We start from the raw sequence: 16910 nt of genomic DNA, 5'->3' as shown, positions 1-16910 counted from the left end.
CGATCACCGGATCATGCCGAAGAGGGCATCGAAGAGTTGGTTGACGGCGCCAATCAGCTTGGAGGAGGCCTGGTAGGAGCGTTCCAGCTCCAGCTGGTTGGCATATTCCTGGTCGAGATTGATGCCGGTGGCGTTGGACAAGGCGCCGGAGGCCTGGGCCAGAACCGCCTGTTCGCTGTCGGCGCGGGTAGAGGTGATCTGGCGCATGCCTTCCAGCCAGCTCACGGAGGCGGTGGCGAAGCCCGCCAGGGGCTTTTGCGCGGTGCCGAGCCCGGCGGCGCCGTCGAAGCTGCGCTGGGCGGACAGCTCCGTGCCGAGGCTTGCGAGGCGATCCTGGAAGCTGGCTGCGGCGCTGGCATTGTAGCCATAGGCAGCCCCGTTGAGGCCGCCGTCGCGCACGCGGAAGGGATCGCCCCCCTGCACGGCGTCGGCGTCCGGATGGACCGCAAGTGTGGCCGCAAGGCCCGGCGTCAGGGCACCCGGCACGGCGGACGACCCGCTCGCCGGGATGAAAAGACCGGCGGCCGCGGGAGCGCCGCCGCCGGTCTGATCCTGCTCGGAGAACGCGGTTACCAATCCCCGGGCGAGCTCGTCCAGCTGGTTCTGGTAGGTGGGGGCGATGGTGTCCCGCAAAGTGGCGAGGCCGGCGATGCGGCCCGCCTGAAGCGGCATGGCGGCGTCGGCGCCCGTGACGGCCACCCCGTCCACGAACACCGCATTCCCCGCAGTCCCTGCGGCGAGCACGGTGGCTGGCCGGAAGGTGACCGCGCGCGGCACGGAATCGAACAGGGTCACGCCCCCGTCGGTGTAGAGAACCATGTCGTTATTGGCGCGGGAGATGGTGGAGATGCCCATTTCCTGCGACAGGTTGGAAAGGATGGCATCCCGACGGTCCATGGCGTCGGTCACATCAAGGCCACGGGCGGTGCCGGACACCACGGTGGCATTCTCCACCTGGAACTGCGCCAGCAGATCGTTGACCTTGGTGACCGAAGTGCCGATGGCGGCGTCCGCATCGGTGCGGGCCTGCTGAACCGTCTCGGTGGAGCTGTTGAGAGCGCGGGCAAGATCGGCCGCAGCGGTGGCCACCGACTGGGCGAACACCGCATTGTCCGGGGCATTGGCCGCGCTCTGGAGCGCGCTCTGGAGCACGCCCAGCTTGGCCGCCGGCGAGATGCCGGAGGTGGTGTCGCCGATGGTCTGGCGTAGCGTGTCCAGGCCGTCGAGAACCGCCTTCTGGTTGGCGGTGGTGGAAGTGGCGCCCAACATCCGGTCGAAGAGGGGGCCGCCGGTCGCGCGCGAAATGGTCACCACCCGGCTCGAACCGTCGCCAGACGTCACCGTCACGGCGATCTTGCGCGAGGCGTTGGGATCGTTGCCGCCCGCCACATTGCGGCTCGACACCGACAATTGGGTGGCGGTGGTGTGCAGCGACGAGCGTGCGGTGTTGAACGCGAGCGACAGGCTCATGGCACCCTCTCAGGCCGGAAAACAGACGGCACACTCACCGCTTCAGGTTCATGAGCACGTCCAGCAGCTCCGTGCCGGTCTGGAACACCTTGGAATTGGCGGTGTAATCGCGCTGGGCGACGATCATCTTGGTCAGCTCGGATGCCATGTCCACGTTGGACTGCTCGGTGGCGCCGGAGACCAGGGAGCCGAGGCCCACCTGCTCGGGAAAGCCCACCTGGACAAGACCGGATTCCACCGTGGCGGTGAAGGCGTTTCCGGCTGCCGGGGCAAGCCGGTCCGGGCTTTCCACGAAGGCGAGCGGCACCTTGAAGATGGCAGACTGCCGGCCGTTGGCGTCGGTCGCATAGACCGTGCCGTCGGACTTGATCACCACGCCCTGCACGGCCGCCGGGGCATTGCCGTCCACGGTGGCAGTCAGGGGCGTATAGCCCGCGCCAAGCTGGGTCATGCCCGAAAGGTCCATGGTCAAGGCCTGGCCGTTGGGAACGGTGAAGGTGATGGAATCACCGGAGGTCAGATTTCCCAGGCCGTCGAAATTCATGGTCTGGGTCGCCAGCGGCCCGGACCCATAGGGAAAGCCGCCGGTGGCGGAGGCGTCGGCGCGATCGAACACGGCCATTTCCCACACGCCCGGCGACGTCGCCGTCTTGGTCATGTAGAGATCCAGGGTGACCTTGTTGCCAAGGTTATCGAAGGCCACCAGCGAGGACTTCTCGGTATAAGCCGAGGTCGCCAGGTTGTCCGAGGGTGTATCGCCCGTCACCACCGCCGTATTGGCCGGCAGGTTTGCGGCGAAGGCACCGCTGGTGGAGGCGTTGGCCTCCAGCTTGGTGTTCTGGAAATTGATGGGCTGGAGCCCGCCAAAGCCATTCAGCACCACGTCGGGCGTGCCGTCGGCAATGTCGTAGCCCATGAGGGTCAAGCCGGCGCTGTTCACCAGGTTTCCGGTGGAGGCATCCACCTGGAAGGCGCCGGCGCGGGTCAGAAGGCTCTGGCCGGAGGGGTCCTGCACCAGGAAGAAGCCATTGCCCTGGATGGCAAGGTCCGTGGAGGAGGTGGTGTAGGCGAGGCCACCTTGCTTGGAGATGGACTGGCGCGTTTCTGTGGTCACGGCGCCCGACTCATACTGCGTTGAGCTCGAATTCAGGAGCAGCGAGGAGAATTCCGAGGACACGCTCTTGTAGCCGGTGGTGCCGGTATTGGCGATGTTCTCGGACACGTTGCTGAGCATGTTGGACTGCGCCGTCATGCCGGACACGCTGGTCCGCAGCATCCCATAGAGACTCATGAAACCAACTCCGATGGTGAGCGGGGCATCCGCCGGGCCCTTTGGCCCTGTGCGCATTTGAGGGCGCTTGGCTTGCGTGGGGCTGGAGCGTCACGAAAGGTGGCGACCCGCTCCACAAGACCGCCGCCCGGCCGGCGCGAGGCGGCGGAGCGGCCGTTGAACAAAATGAGGCCGGCGGGGAATGCCCGCCGGCCCCAAGGCGTCAGCCCACGAAGTCGTACTGGGCCGGGGTCATGAAGTGCAGCTGCATCTCATCCGAGTGCATGATGGCGTCGGCCACCGAAGCAAAGTCGGCAGAGGCAAACTGCGCGGCCTCGCCAGAGGTGGCCGCGCGGCCCAACAGGCCCTCGAACACCGCGTTGACGGACAGGCTTCCCGCATCCACGCCGGTGCCGTTGTCCACCGCCTCGGCCGAGGTCAGGAAGCTCAGCGCCACCTGGCCCAGGGAGGCCCCGTTCTCAACCGCCTCGATCTGGGTGAGGAGACCGGCGGCGTCAGCCTGGCGGCCGAGCACCTGCTGGTAGAGCGAACCGAGCCAAGCCACGTTGCTGTTCGGCACCAGGTCAACGCCGGTGTCGGAGAACTGCACATGCTCCACATTGATGAGCGTGGTCACCTCGGCCGGGTTGGCGGCGGCGCGGACGAAGAAGTGCACGCCGTCGGTGGTCACCTGGTAGTCGGTGCTGGCGCCGGAGAAGACCGCCGTGTCGGTGCCGGTGCGGCCGTCCACATGGTCGGCGCCGCCATTGCCGGTGATGGTGTCGTTGAGGACGCCGCCCACCAGATTGTCGGCCCCGCCGGTGCCGCTGAGCACGCCGGCGGTGGAGCCGTTCATGTAGAAGTCCAGGTCCTGGGCCGCGTGGACGCCCATCAGCTCCGGAGAGGCGAGGAAGTGGTTCGCCACCTGGCCGATGCTGACGCCGTTCGCCAGCGCCTGCTGGTGATGGGCAAGGCCCGCCGCGTCGGCGTCACGGCCGAGCAGCACGCGATAGAGCATCTCGACGCTCACATCGGCGGCCGAGGCGACGCCGGTGCCGTTGGCCACCGCTTCCGGAGAGGTGAGGAAGCCGATGGCGATGTCGCCGGCAGACGCGCCGCGCTCCACCTGGCCCACATAGAACTGGATGCCGGCCAGATCCGCCTGGCGGCCCAGAACCTGGGTGTAGAGGGCGGAGATCCAGGCCACGCTGTCGGGAGTGGACACGTCGACGGTGGCGTCCGCGAAGGCCATGTGCTCCACGTTCACCAGCTCGGTGACCTGGGAAGGGTCGGCCTTGGAGGTGACGAGGGTCAGGCCGCGATCCTGCGAGATCGTGTAGTCAGCCTGGTTGCCGCTGAAATAGGCGGTATCCTCGCCGACGCCGCCATGGAGCAGGGTCTGGCCGATGCCACCGGCCAGCAGGTCACTGCCCGCGCCGCCGAAGGCCTGGACCTTCTCGCCGGTCCCGAACACCACGTCGTTCGCAGCCGAGCCGAAGGTCTGCAGGTCGGCCTGGGCCAGGAACAGGGAGCCGGCCGCCTGGGGGGCGCTCGCCGCCGCGTCGGCCAGGACCTTGGTGACGAGGTCCGCGCCGGGCAGCGTGTGGAACAGGGCTTCGGCCCGGGTCTCCGGGGCGGTCATGCCATCACCCACGGCCACGGCCGACTGGAAGGCCAGGGTGCCCGCCGAGCCGAAGGCCGGGAGCGTGAGGTTGGCCGCGGTGCCGATGGAATTGGTGATCGCCGCGCCGTTGAACTCGAGCGCGGTCGAGCTGGCATAGTTCAGGCGCGCCGCCTCGTCGCCGGCCTGCACCGTATAGGTGAAGTGCAGCGTGTCGGTGCCGGAGCCGGACACATAGGTGGCGTAGCGGTCGGTGGCGCCGGTCTCCAGCAGGAGGCGCGGGGTGCCGTTGGCGGTGTTCACGAACATGGTGGAATCGAAGTTCACCGACACCGTGACCGTATCGCCGGTGTGGTAGACGCCGTCCGCATCCACATACACCTTGCTCACCAGCGGGCGGCTCGGGCCATCGGCCGCGGGAACACCGTTGATGATGTTGTAGATGGTCTGGTCGAGGACCTCGGCCTGGATCGAAGGACCCGTCATCTGGCTGCGGATCGCCAGCAATGCACTCAGAATACCTGACGTATCGAGACTGATTGGATTGGACATCATGTAACCCCAAAATTCCTTCAGGCTCGCAGACATTTCTTGGAGCCCATGAGATCACGTTACTTTTCAATGCTTGCGTGGGGCTGATGCGATCGATGAGTTCATCGATTTATGTTTTGCACTTGGAATCCAATACGATATAAAATCTTGCCCTACCTGGGTGCCGAACTTGACCGCCAGACTTGACCACCAGACTTGACCAGCAGGCGTGGCGAAGCGGCCTCACGCGGACCGGCGGGCCTGGGCAACACGGCGGGCCTGGGCAGTACGGCGGGTCTGGGCGGCACGGGTCAGGCGCGGAGCGCGGCGGCAAGGTCCGCGAAAGGATCGAGGGAGGCGGGCGAGCCCGCCTGCTGGCGCAGCGCCTCATAGATGCGGGGCACCACCGCCACCGCCTGGTCGAGCTCGGCATCGCTGCCGGCCTGGTAGCCGCCCATCAGGCGCAGGTCGCGCGTGTCCTCGAAGCGGGCGATGAGGCCCTTCAGGCTGCGCACCAGCTCGCGCTCCGGCTCGCTCCACACCTCGCCCGCCAAGCGCGAGATGGAGCCGAGCACATTCACCGCCGGAAAGCGGCCCTGGTCGGCGATGGCGCGGTCGAGGACGATATGGCCGTCCAGCGTGCCGCGAATGGCATCCGCCACCGGGTCGTTGTGGTCGTCGCCATCCACCAGCACGGAGAAGACGGCGGAGATGTTGCCCGCCCCTTCCGCACCCGGTCCCGCCCGCTCCAGGAGGCGCGGCAAGGTGGAGAAGACGGACGGCGCATAGCCGCGCGCCACCGCCGGCTCACCGGCGGCCAGCGCCACGTCTCGGGCGGCATGGGCGTAGCGGGTGACCGAATCAACGATCAGCAGCACGGATTCGCCCAGATCGCGGAAGTATTCGGCAATGGAGAGCGCCGCCTGCGGGGCGAGGCGCCGCATCATGGGGCTCTCGTCGGAGGTGGAAACCACCACCACCGCGCGGTGGCGGTTGGGGGCGAGCGGTCCCTCCAGGAATTCACGCACCTCGCGCCCGCGCTCGCCAACGAGCGCCACCACCACCGTGTCGAAGCCCTGGCAGCCCGCCAGCATGGACAGAAGCGTGGACTTGCCCACGCCCGAGCCGGCGAAAATGCCGATGCGCTGGCCCTCGCAGATGGGCGTGAAAATGTCGATGACCTTGACGCCGGTGCGCAGCGGCTTGTGGATGCGCGCGCGCGTCATGGCGGGGGGCGGCTCGGCGTCGAGCGGCATGCGCCGGTCTCCGCGCAGCAGAGGCCCGGCCCCATCCAGCGGCTGGCCGAGCGCATTGACCACGCGCCCCTTCCAGCCGCGCTCAGGCGAGAGGGTGAGCGCGCCGATGCGATAGGCCACCGCCCCCACGCCCACATTGGCCCGCTCGTCGAACGGCTTGACCACCACGCCCGCATGATCGAGCCGGATCACCTCGCCGATGCGCGCCCGCCCGTCCGCCTCGAAGCGCACGCGCTCGCCGAGCTTGACGAAGCCCGACAGCCCGCTCACCCGGAAATGGGTGGGCGCCACCTCGCGCACGGTGCCGCCCACGCGCACGGGGGGAACCTCCTCGAGGCCAGCTTCCACCGAGGCGCGCAGCGCCGCCAATGCCTTCATGGTGCGATCCTTCATCCGCGCCCGTCAGGAGCCGGGGCCCAGCGTGCGGATGGCGTTGTCGGTTGAGGATTCCACCTGGCTGACCGCCGCCATGGCCTGCTCGAAGGCCCGCTGGATCATGATCAGCCGGGTCATCTCGCGGATGGGGTCGACGTTGGAGCTCTCCGAATAGCCCTGGTGGATGGCCACGTTGGTGAAGTCCTGCACCACCTCCGCCGCCTGGTCGGGAATGACGGAGGAATTGTCGGCGCGGGTCAGCGCGGCACCGGCGGGAATGGTGAAGAGGCCCACCTTGCCCACCGCGACCGTGCCCTGGGAGATGGAGCCGTCAGAGCCGATCCGCACCTCGCCGCCCGCCGGGTCGATGGCCAGCGGCGTGCCGCCGGCATCCAGCACCGGATGGTTGTTCACCGACAGGAGCTGCCCCTCGGCGCTCATATGCATACGCCCGTCGCGGGTATAGGCAATGCCGGCGGGGGTCTTCACCGAGAACCAGGCATCCCCCTGCACCGCCACGTCGAGCGGGTTGCCGGTGAATTTGGACTGGCCGGCGGTCAGGTCCGTATAGGTCTCGCCCACCGAGGCGAAGGCGACATCGCGCCCGCCCGCATTGTCCATCACGGTTTCGAAGCGGATGCGCTCCGCCCGATAGCCCGCCGTGTTCATGTTGGCCACGTTGTTGGCCACCGTCGCCAGGCGGCGCTCCATGGCCATCTGCGCGGAGAGCGCCACGTAAAGGCCCGTCGGCATGCCGTGCTCCCTCTGTTGAGCGCGCGAGAGCCCGCCGGCCGGGGCGGATGCGCGCGTTCTCTTCCTGGCGCTTGTGGCTTGTCCGAACCTGACCTTGCGCGCCGGCGCGCCCTCCCGGCCGGCGGGACCAGCCTCGCGCAATCCACGCCCCCTAGACCGGTTTTCAGTTGAATCGGGGGATCAGGCTTTGTTCATTCTCATCGGCATCGTGCTCGGGCTGGTGGCCACGTTCGGCAGCTTCACGCTGATGGGCGGCAACCCGGCGGTGGTCTGGGAGCCGTTCGAATTCGCCATCATCGGCGGCATCGCGGCCGGCACCTTCATCATCGCCAATCCCATGTCGACAGTGAAGGACACCGGCTCGGCGCTGCTGCACGCGTTCAAGGAAACCGCGCCCAAGCGCAAGGATTTCCTGGCGCTGCTCTCGCTGCTCTACGCGCTCATGCGTGACATGCGCCAAAAGCCGCGCAACGAGGTGGAAGGCCATATCGACGACCCCGCCAACTCGCCCCTGTTCGGGCACTTCCCGTCCATTCTGAAGGACAAGGAACTCACGCAGTATATCTGCGACTATGCCCGCCTGATCCTCATCGGCAATGCCAAGTCCCACGAGATCGAATCGCTCATGGAGCAGGAGATCTCGACCATCAAGAAGCATAAGACCAAGCCCGCGGGCGCGCTCAGCACGGTGGCCGAGGGCCTGCCCGCGCTCGGCATCTGCGCGGCGGTGCTTGGCATCGTGAAAGCCATGGGCGCCATCGACCAGTCGCCGGAAATCCTCGGCCACTATATCGGCTCGGCGCTCATCGGCACCTTCTTCGGCATCTACGCCTCCTACGCCATTCTCGGGCCCATCGCGCACAAGGTGAAGATCGTGCGTGAGAAGCAGGTCCAGCCCTTCATCATCGTCAAGCAGACGCTGATCGCCTTCATGAATGGCGCCCTGCCCCCGATCGCGCTGGAGCATGGCCGCAAGACCATCGACGCCAGCCAGCGTCCCACCATCGACGAGGTGGAAAGCGAGGCGATCTCCGCCGCGCCCTCCGCCAATGGCGCACCCGCACAGCAGGCGGCCTGACCATGAACGCTGCTCAGAAACACGCCGACATCCGGGACATGCTGCTGGATGCGGCCGGCCTTTCGCTGGACCGGCTGCCCATGCTGCACGTGGTGTTCGACCGGCTCGCCACCGCCTGCGCGGACGGGCTGCGGCACTTCGCGTCCTCCCAGGCCTATTATTCGCTCTCCAGCGTCGAGAACGGGCGCATCGGCGACGTGCTGGAAATGTACGAAGGCACGGCGGTGGCAGGCATTTTCCATGCCCCCTCCTGGGATAGCCAGCTCATCGTCGGCTTCGACCGCGACTTCGTCTTCACCATGATGGAGGTGCTGTTCGGCTCCGACGGCTCCGAGCCGCCGGTGGAGGACGAGCGCAATTTCTCGAACATCGAGATTCGCGTCGCGCAGCTCTTGTTTGAGCAGATGTCCAAGGCGCTGCGGGCCTCCTTCGGCCTCGTCAGCGACACGACCTTCCAGTTCGAGCGCCAGGAAACGCGCATGGACTTCGCGGTCATCGGCCGCAGCAACAACATGGCGATCACCGCCAAATTCCTGCTCCAGGCGCTCAATCGCGGCGGGGAGATGTTCGTCATCATCCCGCAATCGGCCCTCACCCCGCTGCGCCAGGTGCTCTCGCGCACGACGCCGGCCGAATCCTCCGGCCGCGATCCCAAATGGGCGCAGCAGATCCGGGGCGAGGTGAACCGCACCTCGGTGAAGGTGCGCGCCATTCTCGAGGAGCGCCCGCTTTCGCTCGGCGAGGTGGCCAATTTCAAGGTTGGACAGGTGCTCAAGCTCCAGGCCACGCCGCGCAGCCGCGTGAAGCTGGAGAGCGCCGAGCAGGCCCTCTTCTGGTGCAATCTCGGCCAGTCGGACGGGTCCTACGTGCTGCGCATCGACGAACAAATCGATCCCGCTCAGGAGTTCATCAATGACATTCTCCCCCGCTGACCTCTTGCTGATGGCGGTGCTTGTCGCCACCACCGGCCTCATTGTCCTGGTCTATCGCCGCCTTGCCCGGCTGGACGAGCTGAACCGCGAATATGAGAGCGCGCTGAACGACACCGCGCAGGCCCTCTCCGCCGCCCGCGACGCGCTGACCACGCTCAACATGGACGGGCGCGAAGTGCTCGTCCTGCTTGCCGGCCGCATCGACGACGCCCACGCCCTCATCGGCGAGATCGACGAGCGTGTCGCGCACGTCGACCGCGCCGAGCGCCGCCCGTCCTGATCCGCCTTCGGCCTTTCAAACGCAGGGGTTTTCCATGGCCAGCATGCCCATTGACGAAATCGACACCAGCGCCCCCGCCGCCGAGCCGCAGCGGACCGCCGTGGCGGAGACCGAGACCCTGTCGAGCCCGCGCGGCCTCGACAGCGTGATGCGCATTCCCGTCCTCATGCAGGTGGTGCTGGGCTCGGCCTCCATGCCGGTGTCCAGCCTGCTCAAGCTCGGCCGTGGCGCCATCGTGCCCCTCGACCATCGGGTCGGCGAGCCGGTGGACATCGTGGTCAATGGCCGCGTGATCGCCCGTGGCGAAGTGATGGTGGTGGAAGACGACAATTCCCGCTTCGGCGTCTCGCTGACCGAGATTGTCGGCCCCGGCGGCCCTGAGACCACGTGACAGGCCTCGCCATGACCCAGGTCCCCACCAAGAGCCGTCCGTTGAGCGGCACCGACAAGGTGGCCGCCTTGCTCATGACCATGGGCTCGCCCGCGGCGGGCCGGGTCATGAAGCATTTCGACCAGGACGAGATCCGCCGCGTCACGCGGTCCATCGCCGAGCTGAAGCCCATCTCGACGACCCAGATCGACGACCTGATCGAGGACTTCGCGAACAATTTCGCCACCGGCGCCAACCTTGTCGGCACGGCGGCGGACGTGGAGCGCCTGCTCACCGGCGTGCTGCCGCCCGAGCAGATCCAGGAGATCATGAACGAGCTCCTGGGCTCGGCCAACCATTCCATCTGGGACCGCATCTCCACCGTGGCCGAGAATACGCTGGCCACCTACATCATGAAGGAGCACCCGCAGATCGCCGCGCTCATGCTCTCGCGCGTGAAGCCGGCCTGCGCCGCCAAGGTGCTGAGCTACATCCCCGAGGCCCGGCGCAACGGCATCATGCGCCGCATGCTCACCTTCAAGCCCATCGTGGATTCCACCATGCAGGTCATCGAGAAGACCGTGCACGAGGACTTCATGATGAACTTCTCGCGCAATGCCGGCGCCGATCCCCATGCTCGCATGGCCGACATCATCAACAAGATGGAGCGCGACGACATGGAGACGGTGCTGAACTCGCTTGCCGCCACGCGGCCGAAATCCGCCGAAATCCTGAAGGGCCTGCTCTTCACCTTCGAGGACATCATCAAGCTCACCCCGCGTGCCCGCACCTCGCTGTTCGACCAGGTGCCCACCGACAAGCTGGTGCTCGCCCTCAAGGGCACCGAGAGCGGCTTCCGCGAGATCATCCTGCAATCGCTGGGCGCCCGCGTGCGACGCATGGTGGAGCAGGAGCTGGGCGGCGGCGAACCGGCCGCGGCCCGCGACGTGGCCGAGGCGCGGCGCACAGTCACCGACCTCGCCCTGGACATGGCCGGCCGTGGCGAGATCGAGCTGAACTCGGGTTCGGAGGACGATGCCTATGTGCGATAGGCCGCGCCCCGCGCGGCCTTAAGGCCCCAGTGACACCAGACCATCGAAACGGCCCTCCCGGGCCGGCGCCTTTTCTGAACCGCACAGAACGAGACCATGTCGGACGAAGACAAGGAAAGCAAAACAGAAGAGGCAAGCGAGAAGAAAATCGCTGACGCGGTCGAGAAGGGCAATGTCCCCTTCTCCCGCGAGGCGAGCCTTTTTGCCTCGCTCATCGCCATCCTGATGAGCCTGGTCTTCTTCACCGCCGGCCCCACCGCGCGGCTGACCGAGCAATTGGCCCACCTCATCGACAATCCCGCCGGCTTCCGCCTGGAGACCGGCGCAGACGCCATTGAGGTGCTGTGGATCGCGCTGGGCGCCGCCGGGCGCTTCCTCCTGCCCATCGTCGTGCTGCTGGCGGTGGCGGGGATCGCGGCCACCGCGTTCCAGAACGTGCCCTCCATGGTTCTCAGCCGGATCAAGCCGCAATGGAACCGCGTGTCCCCGGTGGCGGGCTTCACCCGCATCTTCGGGCCGCAGGGGCATATCGAGTTCGGCAAGCAGCTGTTCAAGCTGCTGGTGATCTCGGTGGTCAGCCTCATCCTGCTCTATTCGCAGGAATACCAGGTGGTGAACGCCATGTTCGCCGACCCGCTGCTGGTGCCCACAGTGGTGCTGGCCCTGTCCACCAAGCTGGTGTCGGCGGTGTGCATCGGCACCATCGCGCTGGTGGGGGCGGACCTGGTCTGGTCGCGCATCAAGTGGCGCACGGACCTGCGCATGTCGCACCAGGAACTGAAGGACGAGTTCAAGCAGGCCGAGGGCGATCCCATGGTGAAGGCGCGCATGCGCTCGCTGGCCCAGCAGCGGGCGCGCCAGCGCATGCTCACCAATGTGCCCAGCGCATCCGTGGTGATTGCCAACCCGACCCACTATGCGATCGCGCTTCAATATGACCGCCTGAAGGGGGGCGCGCCGCTCGTGGTGGCCAAGGGGCTGGACCTGGTCGCCCTGAAGATCCGCGAGATCGCCGAGGCCAATGGCGTGCCGGTGGTGGAGGACCGTGCACTGGCGCGCGCCATGTACGATGCCGTGAAAGTGGACCAATGGATCCCGGCCGAATTCTATCGGCCCGTCGCCAAGATTCTATACTTCATCTATTCGAAGGGCTCCAATGGACCAAAGTCGCGCCCATAACATTCTGAACGTCCGCGCCCTGGCTCCGGTGGAGGCCATGACCTACGAGCGCTTGCTGGCGACCGCCCTGCGGCCGCTTCTGTCCGAGCTCGTCTATACCAATGCCGGCGTGCTGATGGCCTATATTCATGCCGGCAAGACCAGCATCATCGACGACATCATGGAATCCTCGGCGGAACTCTCGCTGAAGCCGGGGGCGCTGCGCTATGCGCGCAATGCCACCACCCACACGGACTGGGGCACCGCGCCAGTGGTGACCATCGACATGGAATTCCACCAGGAGGCGCTCTGCTCCTTCTTCAAGATCGTGTTCGACGCCAAGACGGTGGGCGTGCAGATCGACAGCATCATCTATCGCGACGGGCTGAAGGACGCCCCCACCAACCTCGCCCGCTTCGCCGACGCCCTGGCCGCCGCCCGCCACCCCTGAGCCCTCGGGGGGGTCGACCGCACGGCGCGGCCACTGCCTTGAGCCGCCACCCGCTCAAGCCTCGTGCAAGGTTGGTGGGGGAGGCTCGCCAAACCGAGGCTGGCGGAGACATTTCCGCCCCGCCGATCCGGAGGCGACCGTGGAACCGCTCTATCTGTTCAAGCTGGCATCGCAGCAGGCCCGTTGGGCCTCGGTGCGGCAGGCGGCCATCACCGGCAACATCGCCAATGCCGACACCCCCGGCTACAAGGCCGTGGACGTGGTGCCCTTCAATGCGGTCCTGGAAAAGACCCACCTGTCCATGACGCGCACCCGCGCCGGGCACATCGAGCCGTCGGGCGGCCGGGACCCGGTGACCAAGGTCGGCAAGGACGAGGCCTGGGACGTAACCCATAGCGGGAATTCCGTGAGCCTGGAGCAGGAGATGCTCAAGGCCGCCGAGGTCAACCGCACCTTCACCCTCAACAACAGCATCGTCCGAAGCTTCCACCGGATGGTGCTGGCGAGTGTCAAGTCATGATCGATCCGCTGAAGACCGCCATCGGCGTCGCCTCCTCGGGGCTCCAGGCCCAGTCCACCCGGCTGCGCATCACAGCCGAGAACCTGGCCAACGTGCATTCCACGGGCTCGACCCCCGGCGCAGATCCTTATGCCCGCAAGACGGTGCAGTTCGCCACCGAGCTGGACCGCGCCTCGGGCGCCTCCTCGGTGAAGGTCAAGTCCATTGGGGTGGACCGCACGCCCTTCTCCACCGAGCTTGATCCGGGCAATCCGGCGGCGGATGCCCAGGGCCGGGTCAAGATTTCCAACGTCAACGCCATGGTGGAAATGGCCGACATGCGGGAGGCGGGCCGCTCCTACGAGGCCAACCTCCAGATGATCAAGCAAACCCGCTCGATGGTGATGGCTACCATCGATCTCCTGAGGAACCCGTGATGATTGACGGCATCTCCTTCAACTCCGCACTCTCGCGCGCCGGCAATGTCACCCAGGTGCGCACCGAAACCCAGGCTGTCGCCGTCGACGCGGCAGCGGCGGCCTCGGCCGCGGATTTTTCCACCGTGCTGGCGCGCATGTCGTCGGATGCGGTGGATTCGGTCCGCGCCGGCGAGGCGACGGCCATTTCCGGCATCGGCGGCAAGGCCTCCGTCCAACAGGTGGTGGAAGCCATCATGAACGCGGAGCAGACGCTGCAGACCGCGATCGCGGTGCGCGACAAGGTGGTCGCCGCCTACCAGGAAATCAGCCGGATGGCGATCTGAGGATAGATTATGCGCGCCCTAGCAATCGCCGCCACCGGCATGGCCGCCCAGCAGACCAATGTTGAGGTGATCGCCAACAACATCGCCAACATCAACACCACCGGCTTCAAGCGCGCCCGCGCCGAGTTCACCGATTTGCTCTACCAGGCCGAGCGCGCCCAGGGCGTGCCGAACCAGGACGGCGCCGGCCCGGTGCCGGAAGGCGCGCTGGTGGGCCTCGGCGTGCGCACGGTGGGCATCCGCAACCTGCACCTCCAGGGGCCGCTCTCGCAGACCGGCAACCCGCTCGATCTCGCCATCAATGGGCGCGGCTGGTTCCAGATCACCAGCCCCTCGGGCGAGACGCTCTATACGCGCTCCGGCACCTTCAACAAGGGCCCCAACGGCCAGCTCGTGACCGTCGACGGCTATGCGGTGGACCCGGCCATGACCTTGCCGGCCAATGCCACCTCCATCGTCATCAACGAGGCCGGGCAGATCTATGCCCAGATCGCCGGCCAGCAGGCGCCGCAGCTGGTGGGCCAGCTCACCCTCACCAATTTCGCCAACGATTCCGGCCTCCAGCCGCTGGGCAACAACCTCTATCGCGAGACCGAGGCCTCCGGCCAGCCGGTGGTCGGGGTGGCCGGCGACATCGGCTTCGGCGCGGTCGTGCAGGGCTATCTGGAAGGCTCGAACGTGGACCCGGTGAAGGAAATCACCGAGCTGATCTCCGCCCAGCGCGCCTATGAGATGAATTCCAAGGTCATCACCGCCGCCGACGAAATGGCCAGCACCGTTTCCAAGGGAATCCGGTGATGAGGGGGAATCCGGTGATGGGCCGCGCCGCGCGCGCCGCTCCGCTGCGCGGCCTGGCCGCCGCGCTCCTCCTGGGCCTCGCGGGGCTGGCCGCCCCGGCGGGCGCGCAGTCCATTTCCAGCCTGACGGCGCGCAATGCCGATGCCAACGGGCCGACGGCGCCCGCCCCTGCGGCGCCGCTGCCGCCCCAGGCGGCAGTGCCCGCTCCGGCGGCGCCCAACACCATCCTGGTGCCAGTGCCCGCCGTCACGCTCTATGCGGGCGACGTGATCTCCGACGCGGTGCTCACCGACCGCCCCGTCCCTATCTCCACGTTGGAGCGCGGCGGCATCGTGGGCGGGCGCGGGGCGCTGATCGGCAAGGCGGTACGCCGCACCGTGCTCGCCGGCGTGCCGGTGCCGCTCAATGCGGTGGCCGATGTTCAGGTGGTCACCAAGGGCGTCGCCACGCGGGTCAAGCTGCAGGAAGGCGGTCTCATCATCTCCGGCTATGCCATGCCGCTGGAATCGGGGGCGGTGGGCGCCACCGTGCGCCTCAAGAACATGGAGAGCGGCCAGACCATCCTGGGCACCGTCCAGACGGACGGCTCTGTTCGCGTGAACATCCAATGAGCGCGCGGCCCCTCGTTCTGCGCCACGTCATGGCGCGCCTCGCGGCCCTCGCCCTTTCGGCGCTGGCCGTGATCGCAATCGCGCACCCGGCGGCGGCGCTGACCCGCATCAAGGACATTTCCGGCATCCAGGGCGTGCGCGACAACCAGTTGATCGGCTACGGGCTCGTCATCGGCCTGCAGGGCACCGGCGACACGCTGCGCAACTCGCCCTTCACCGAGCAGGCCCTGCAAGCCATGCTCGATCGCATGGGCATCAATGTGAAGGGCATCGCGCTGCGCGCCCGCAACGTGGCGGCAGTGGCGGTGACCGCCAACCTGCCGCCCTTCGCCACCGTCGGCACGCGCATCGACGTGACCATCGCCTCTCTGGGGGACGCCACCTCGCTGCGCGGCGGCACGCTGCTCATCACCCCGCTTTCCGCCGCCGACGGACAGGTCTATGCGGTGGCGCAGGGCCAGCTCGTCTCCGGCATTGCCATTACCGGTCAGGCCGAGACCCTCTCCCAGGGCGTGCCCACCGCCGGGCGCATCGCCAACGGCGCGCTGGTGGAGCGCCAGATCCCCGGCCAGCTGCGGGATCTGGCCGAGCTGACCGTCGAACTGACCAATCCCGACTTCAAGACCGCCGCCATGATCGCCGACGTGGTGAACGCCTACACCAAGGCGCGCTACGGCCGGGAATTCGCCCGCGAGCGGGATTTGTCCACGGTGGTGGTGCAGCGCCCGCCCAATGCCAACCTCGCCCGCTTCATCGCCGAGATCGGCGACTTGAGGGTCGATCCCGACACCCCGGCCAAGGTGGTGGTGGACCAGCGCACGGGCACGGTGGTCATCGGCCGCAACGTGCAGATCTCCACCTTCGCGGTCACCCAGGGCAATCTCACGGTGCAGGTCACCGAAATGCCGGTGGTCTCGCAGCCGGCGCCCTTCTCCAATGGCGAGACGGTGGTGGTGCCTCGCACCGAGATCGACGCCCAGGAGACCGGCGGCCCCATCGGTATCGTGCGCGGCACCAATCTCCAGACGCTGGTGAACGGGCTCAACCGATTTGGCCTGAAGCCCTCCGATATCATCTCCATTCTCCAGGCGGTGAAGACGTCCGGCGCGCTTCAGGCGGAGCTGGTGTTCCAATAGCCGCCCATCGCTGCGTGGCGGCCTTTCAGGACCTCGACGGGGCGCGTTCTTCGGGACGCGCCCTTTCGTGCTTGGGCGGGCCGGGGAGGCGCGAGCGGACGGACAGCGTCACGCAAGGTCCCCCTCCTAGAACGGCAGGCGACGCGGGGCGCCATGAGGGCGCCTGCGCGCCTTCGATAGGAAGTCGGCCCATGCCCTCGTCCCTGCCGGACATGCTCTCGTCCTTCCCGGGCGCTCTGATGCAAGACGCCCCGGTCTATTCCGCCGCAGCCTTCGGGTCTCTCGCCTTGCTCACATTGCGCCCCCCGCGCCCGCGCCCACCTGCGCCCGCAGGGCGCGCCGCCAGCCGCCTCGCGCTCGCCTGCGCGGTGGCAGGAGCGCTTGCGGGCACTTTCTTGGCGACCGACGCCCTGGCCCAGGGAGCCGCCCCGCCCACGCGGGTGGGGCCCATGAACATCCAGCCCGCCGGCACGCAGCCAACCGCCGCGCAGGCCCAGCAGGCCGCC

At 67.4% G+C, this 16910-nt stretch carries 19 protein-coding genes; 14 read left to right on the top strand and 5 right to left on the bottom strand.

The features are described 5' to 3' along the window. Positions 1–3: 3 nt before the first annotated feature. The 5 genes from flgK to flgF all read right to left on the bottom strand — a co-directional run bounded on the left by flgK (position 4) and on the right by flgF (position 7276). A complete protein-coding gene (gene flgK, locus PV781_RS22955) occupies positions 4–1470 on the bottom strand; it encodes a flagellar hook-associated protein FlgK (RefSeq protein WP_274777951.1) in 1467 nt (488 codons plus the stop codon). Positions 1471–1504: 34 nt separating this feature from the next. Beyond that, on the bottom strand, positions 1505–2761 hold the full coding sequence (locus tag PV781_RS22950) for a flagellar hook protein FlgE (RefSeq protein WP_274777950.1): 1257 nt from the start codon (positions 2759–2761) through the stop codon (positions 1505–1507). Positions 2762–2963: 202 nt separating this feature from the next. Then, positions 2964–4916, bottom strand: a complete 1953-nt coding sequence (locus tag PV781_RS22945; RefSeq protein ID WP_274777949.1) for a DUF4214 domain-containing protein — start codon at positions 4914–4916, stop codon at positions 2964–2966. A 287-nt stretch (positions 4917–5203) separates the two neighbouring features. Continuing rightward, positions 5204–6526 carry a flagellar protein export ATPase FliI gene (gene fliI, locus PV781_RS22940; protein ID WP_274777948.1) on the bottom strand — a complete coding sequence of 441 codons (1323 nt, stop codon included), beginning with the start codon at positions 6524–6526 and terminating at the stop codon, positions 5204–5206. A 24-nt stretch (positions 6527–6550) separates the two neighbouring features. Next, the gene (gene flgF / locus PV781_RS22935; protein WP_274777947.1) at positions 6551–7276 is read right to left on the bottom strand and encodes a flagellar basal-body rod protein FlgF; all 726 of its coding nucleotides are present in this window, start codon (positions 7274–7276) and stop codon (positions 6551–6553) included. 187 nt (positions 7277–7463) lie between these two features. Here flgF and motA point away from each other — a divergent pair, with 187 nt between their 5' ends. The 14 genes from motA to PV781_RS22865 form a co-directional block, all read left to right on the top strand. Next, a complete protein-coding gene (gene motA / locus PV781_RS22930) occupies positions 7464–8354 on the top strand; it encodes a flagellar motor stator protein MotA (protein WP_274777946.1) in 891 nt (296 codons plus the stop codon). A 2-nt stretch (positions 8355–8356) separates the two neighbouring features. After that, positions 8357–9286 carry a flagellar motor switch protein FliM gene (locus PV781_RS22925; RefSeq protein ID WP_274777945.1) on the top strand — a complete coding sequence of 310 codons (930 nt, stop codon included), beginning with the start codon at positions 8357–8359 and terminating at the stop codon, positions 9284–9286. Continuing rightward, the gene (locus tag PV781_RS22920; protein WP_274777944.1) at positions 9267–9566 is read left to right on the top strand and encodes a hypothetical protein; all 300 of its coding nucleotides are present in this window, start codon (positions 9267–9269) and stop codon (positions 9564–9566) included. Before PV781_RS22925 ends, PV781_RS22920 begins: the two co-directional genes overlap by 20 nt. 34 nt (positions 9567–9600) lie before the next feature. Next, the gene (fliN, locus tag PV781_RS22915) at positions 9601–9957 is read left to right on the top strand and encodes a flagellar motor switch protein FliN (protein WP_274777943.1); all 357 of its coding nucleotides are present in this window, start codon (positions 9601–9603) and stop codon (positions 9955–9957) included. Positions 9958–9968: 11 nt separating this feature from the next. After that, a complete protein-coding gene (locus PV781_RS22910; RefSeq protein WP_274777942.1) occupies positions 9969–10988 on the top strand; it encodes a flagellar motor switch protein FliG in 1020 nt (339 codons plus the stop codon). Between the two features lie 96 nt (positions 10989–11084). Continuing rightward, complete coding sequence (gene flhB, locus PV781_RS22905; protein ID WP_274777941.1) at positions 11085–12167, top strand: flagellar biosynthesis protein FlhB; 1083 nt, start codon at positions 11085–11087, stop codon at positions 12165–12167. After that, positions 12145–12597 (top strand): hypothetical protein, encoded by a 453-nt coding sequence (locus PV781_RS22900; RefSeq protein ID WP_274777940.1) that lies wholly within the window; start codon positions 12145–12147, stop codon positions 12595–12597. The genes flhB and PV781_RS22900 overlap by 23 nt, the downstream gene beginning before the upstream one ends. A 139-nt stretch (positions 12598–12736) precedes the next feature. Further along, positions 12737–13117 (top strand): flagellar basal body rod protein FlgB, encoded by a 381-nt coding sequence (gene flgB, locus PV781_RS22895; protein ID WP_274777939.1) that lies wholly within the window; start codon positions 12737–12739, stop codon positions 13115–13117. Then, positions 13117–13533, top strand: a complete 417-nt coding sequence (flgC, locus tag PV781_RS22890) for a flagellar basal body rod protein FlgC (RefSeq protein WP_274777992.1) — start codon at positions 13117–13119, stop codon at positions 13531–13533. Before flgB ends, flgC begins: the two co-directional genes overlap by 1 nt. Continuing rightward, positions 13533–13859: a flagellar hook-basal body complex protein FliE gene (fliE, locus tag PV781_RS22885; RefSeq protein WP_274777938.1), complete on the top strand. Its 327-nt coding sequence runs from the start codon at positions 13533–13535 to the stop codon at positions 13857–13859. The genes flgC and fliE overlap by 1 nt, the downstream gene beginning before the upstream one ends. A 9-nt stretch (positions 13860–13868) precedes the next feature. Then, complete coding sequence (flgG, locus tag PV781_RS22880; protein ID WP_274777937.1) at positions 13869–14657, top strand: flagellar basal-body rod protein FlgG; 789 nt, start codon at positions 13869–13871, stop codon at positions 14655–14657. Next, a complete protein-coding gene (gene flgA, locus PV781_RS22875; protein WP_274777936.1) occupies positions 14657–15268 on the top strand; it encodes a flagellar basal body P-ring formation chaperone FlgA in 612 nt (203 codons plus the stop codon). Before flgG ends, flgA begins: the two co-directional genes overlap by 1 nt. A gap of 29 nt (positions 15269–15297) precedes the next feature. Continuing rightward, the gene (gene flgI, locus PV781_RS22870; protein WP_274777991.1) at positions 15298–16404 is read left to right on the top strand and encodes a flagellar basal body P-ring protein FlgI; all 1107 of its coding nucleotides are present in this window, start codon (positions 15298–15300) and stop codon (positions 16402–16404) included. 191 nt (positions 16405–16595) lie between these two features. After that, positions 16596–16910 (top strand): hypothetical protein (locus PV781_RS22865; RefSeq protein WP_274777935.1); only part of this gene is annotated, 315 nt, incomplete at its 3' end.

It is taken from the genome of Aquabacter sediminis, from assembly GCF_028863665.1.
GTDB lineage: Bacteria > Pseudomonadota > Alphaproteobacteria > Rhizobiales > Xanthobacteraceae > L1I39.
This window is presented reverse-complemented; position numbering and strand designations above follow the sequence as displayed.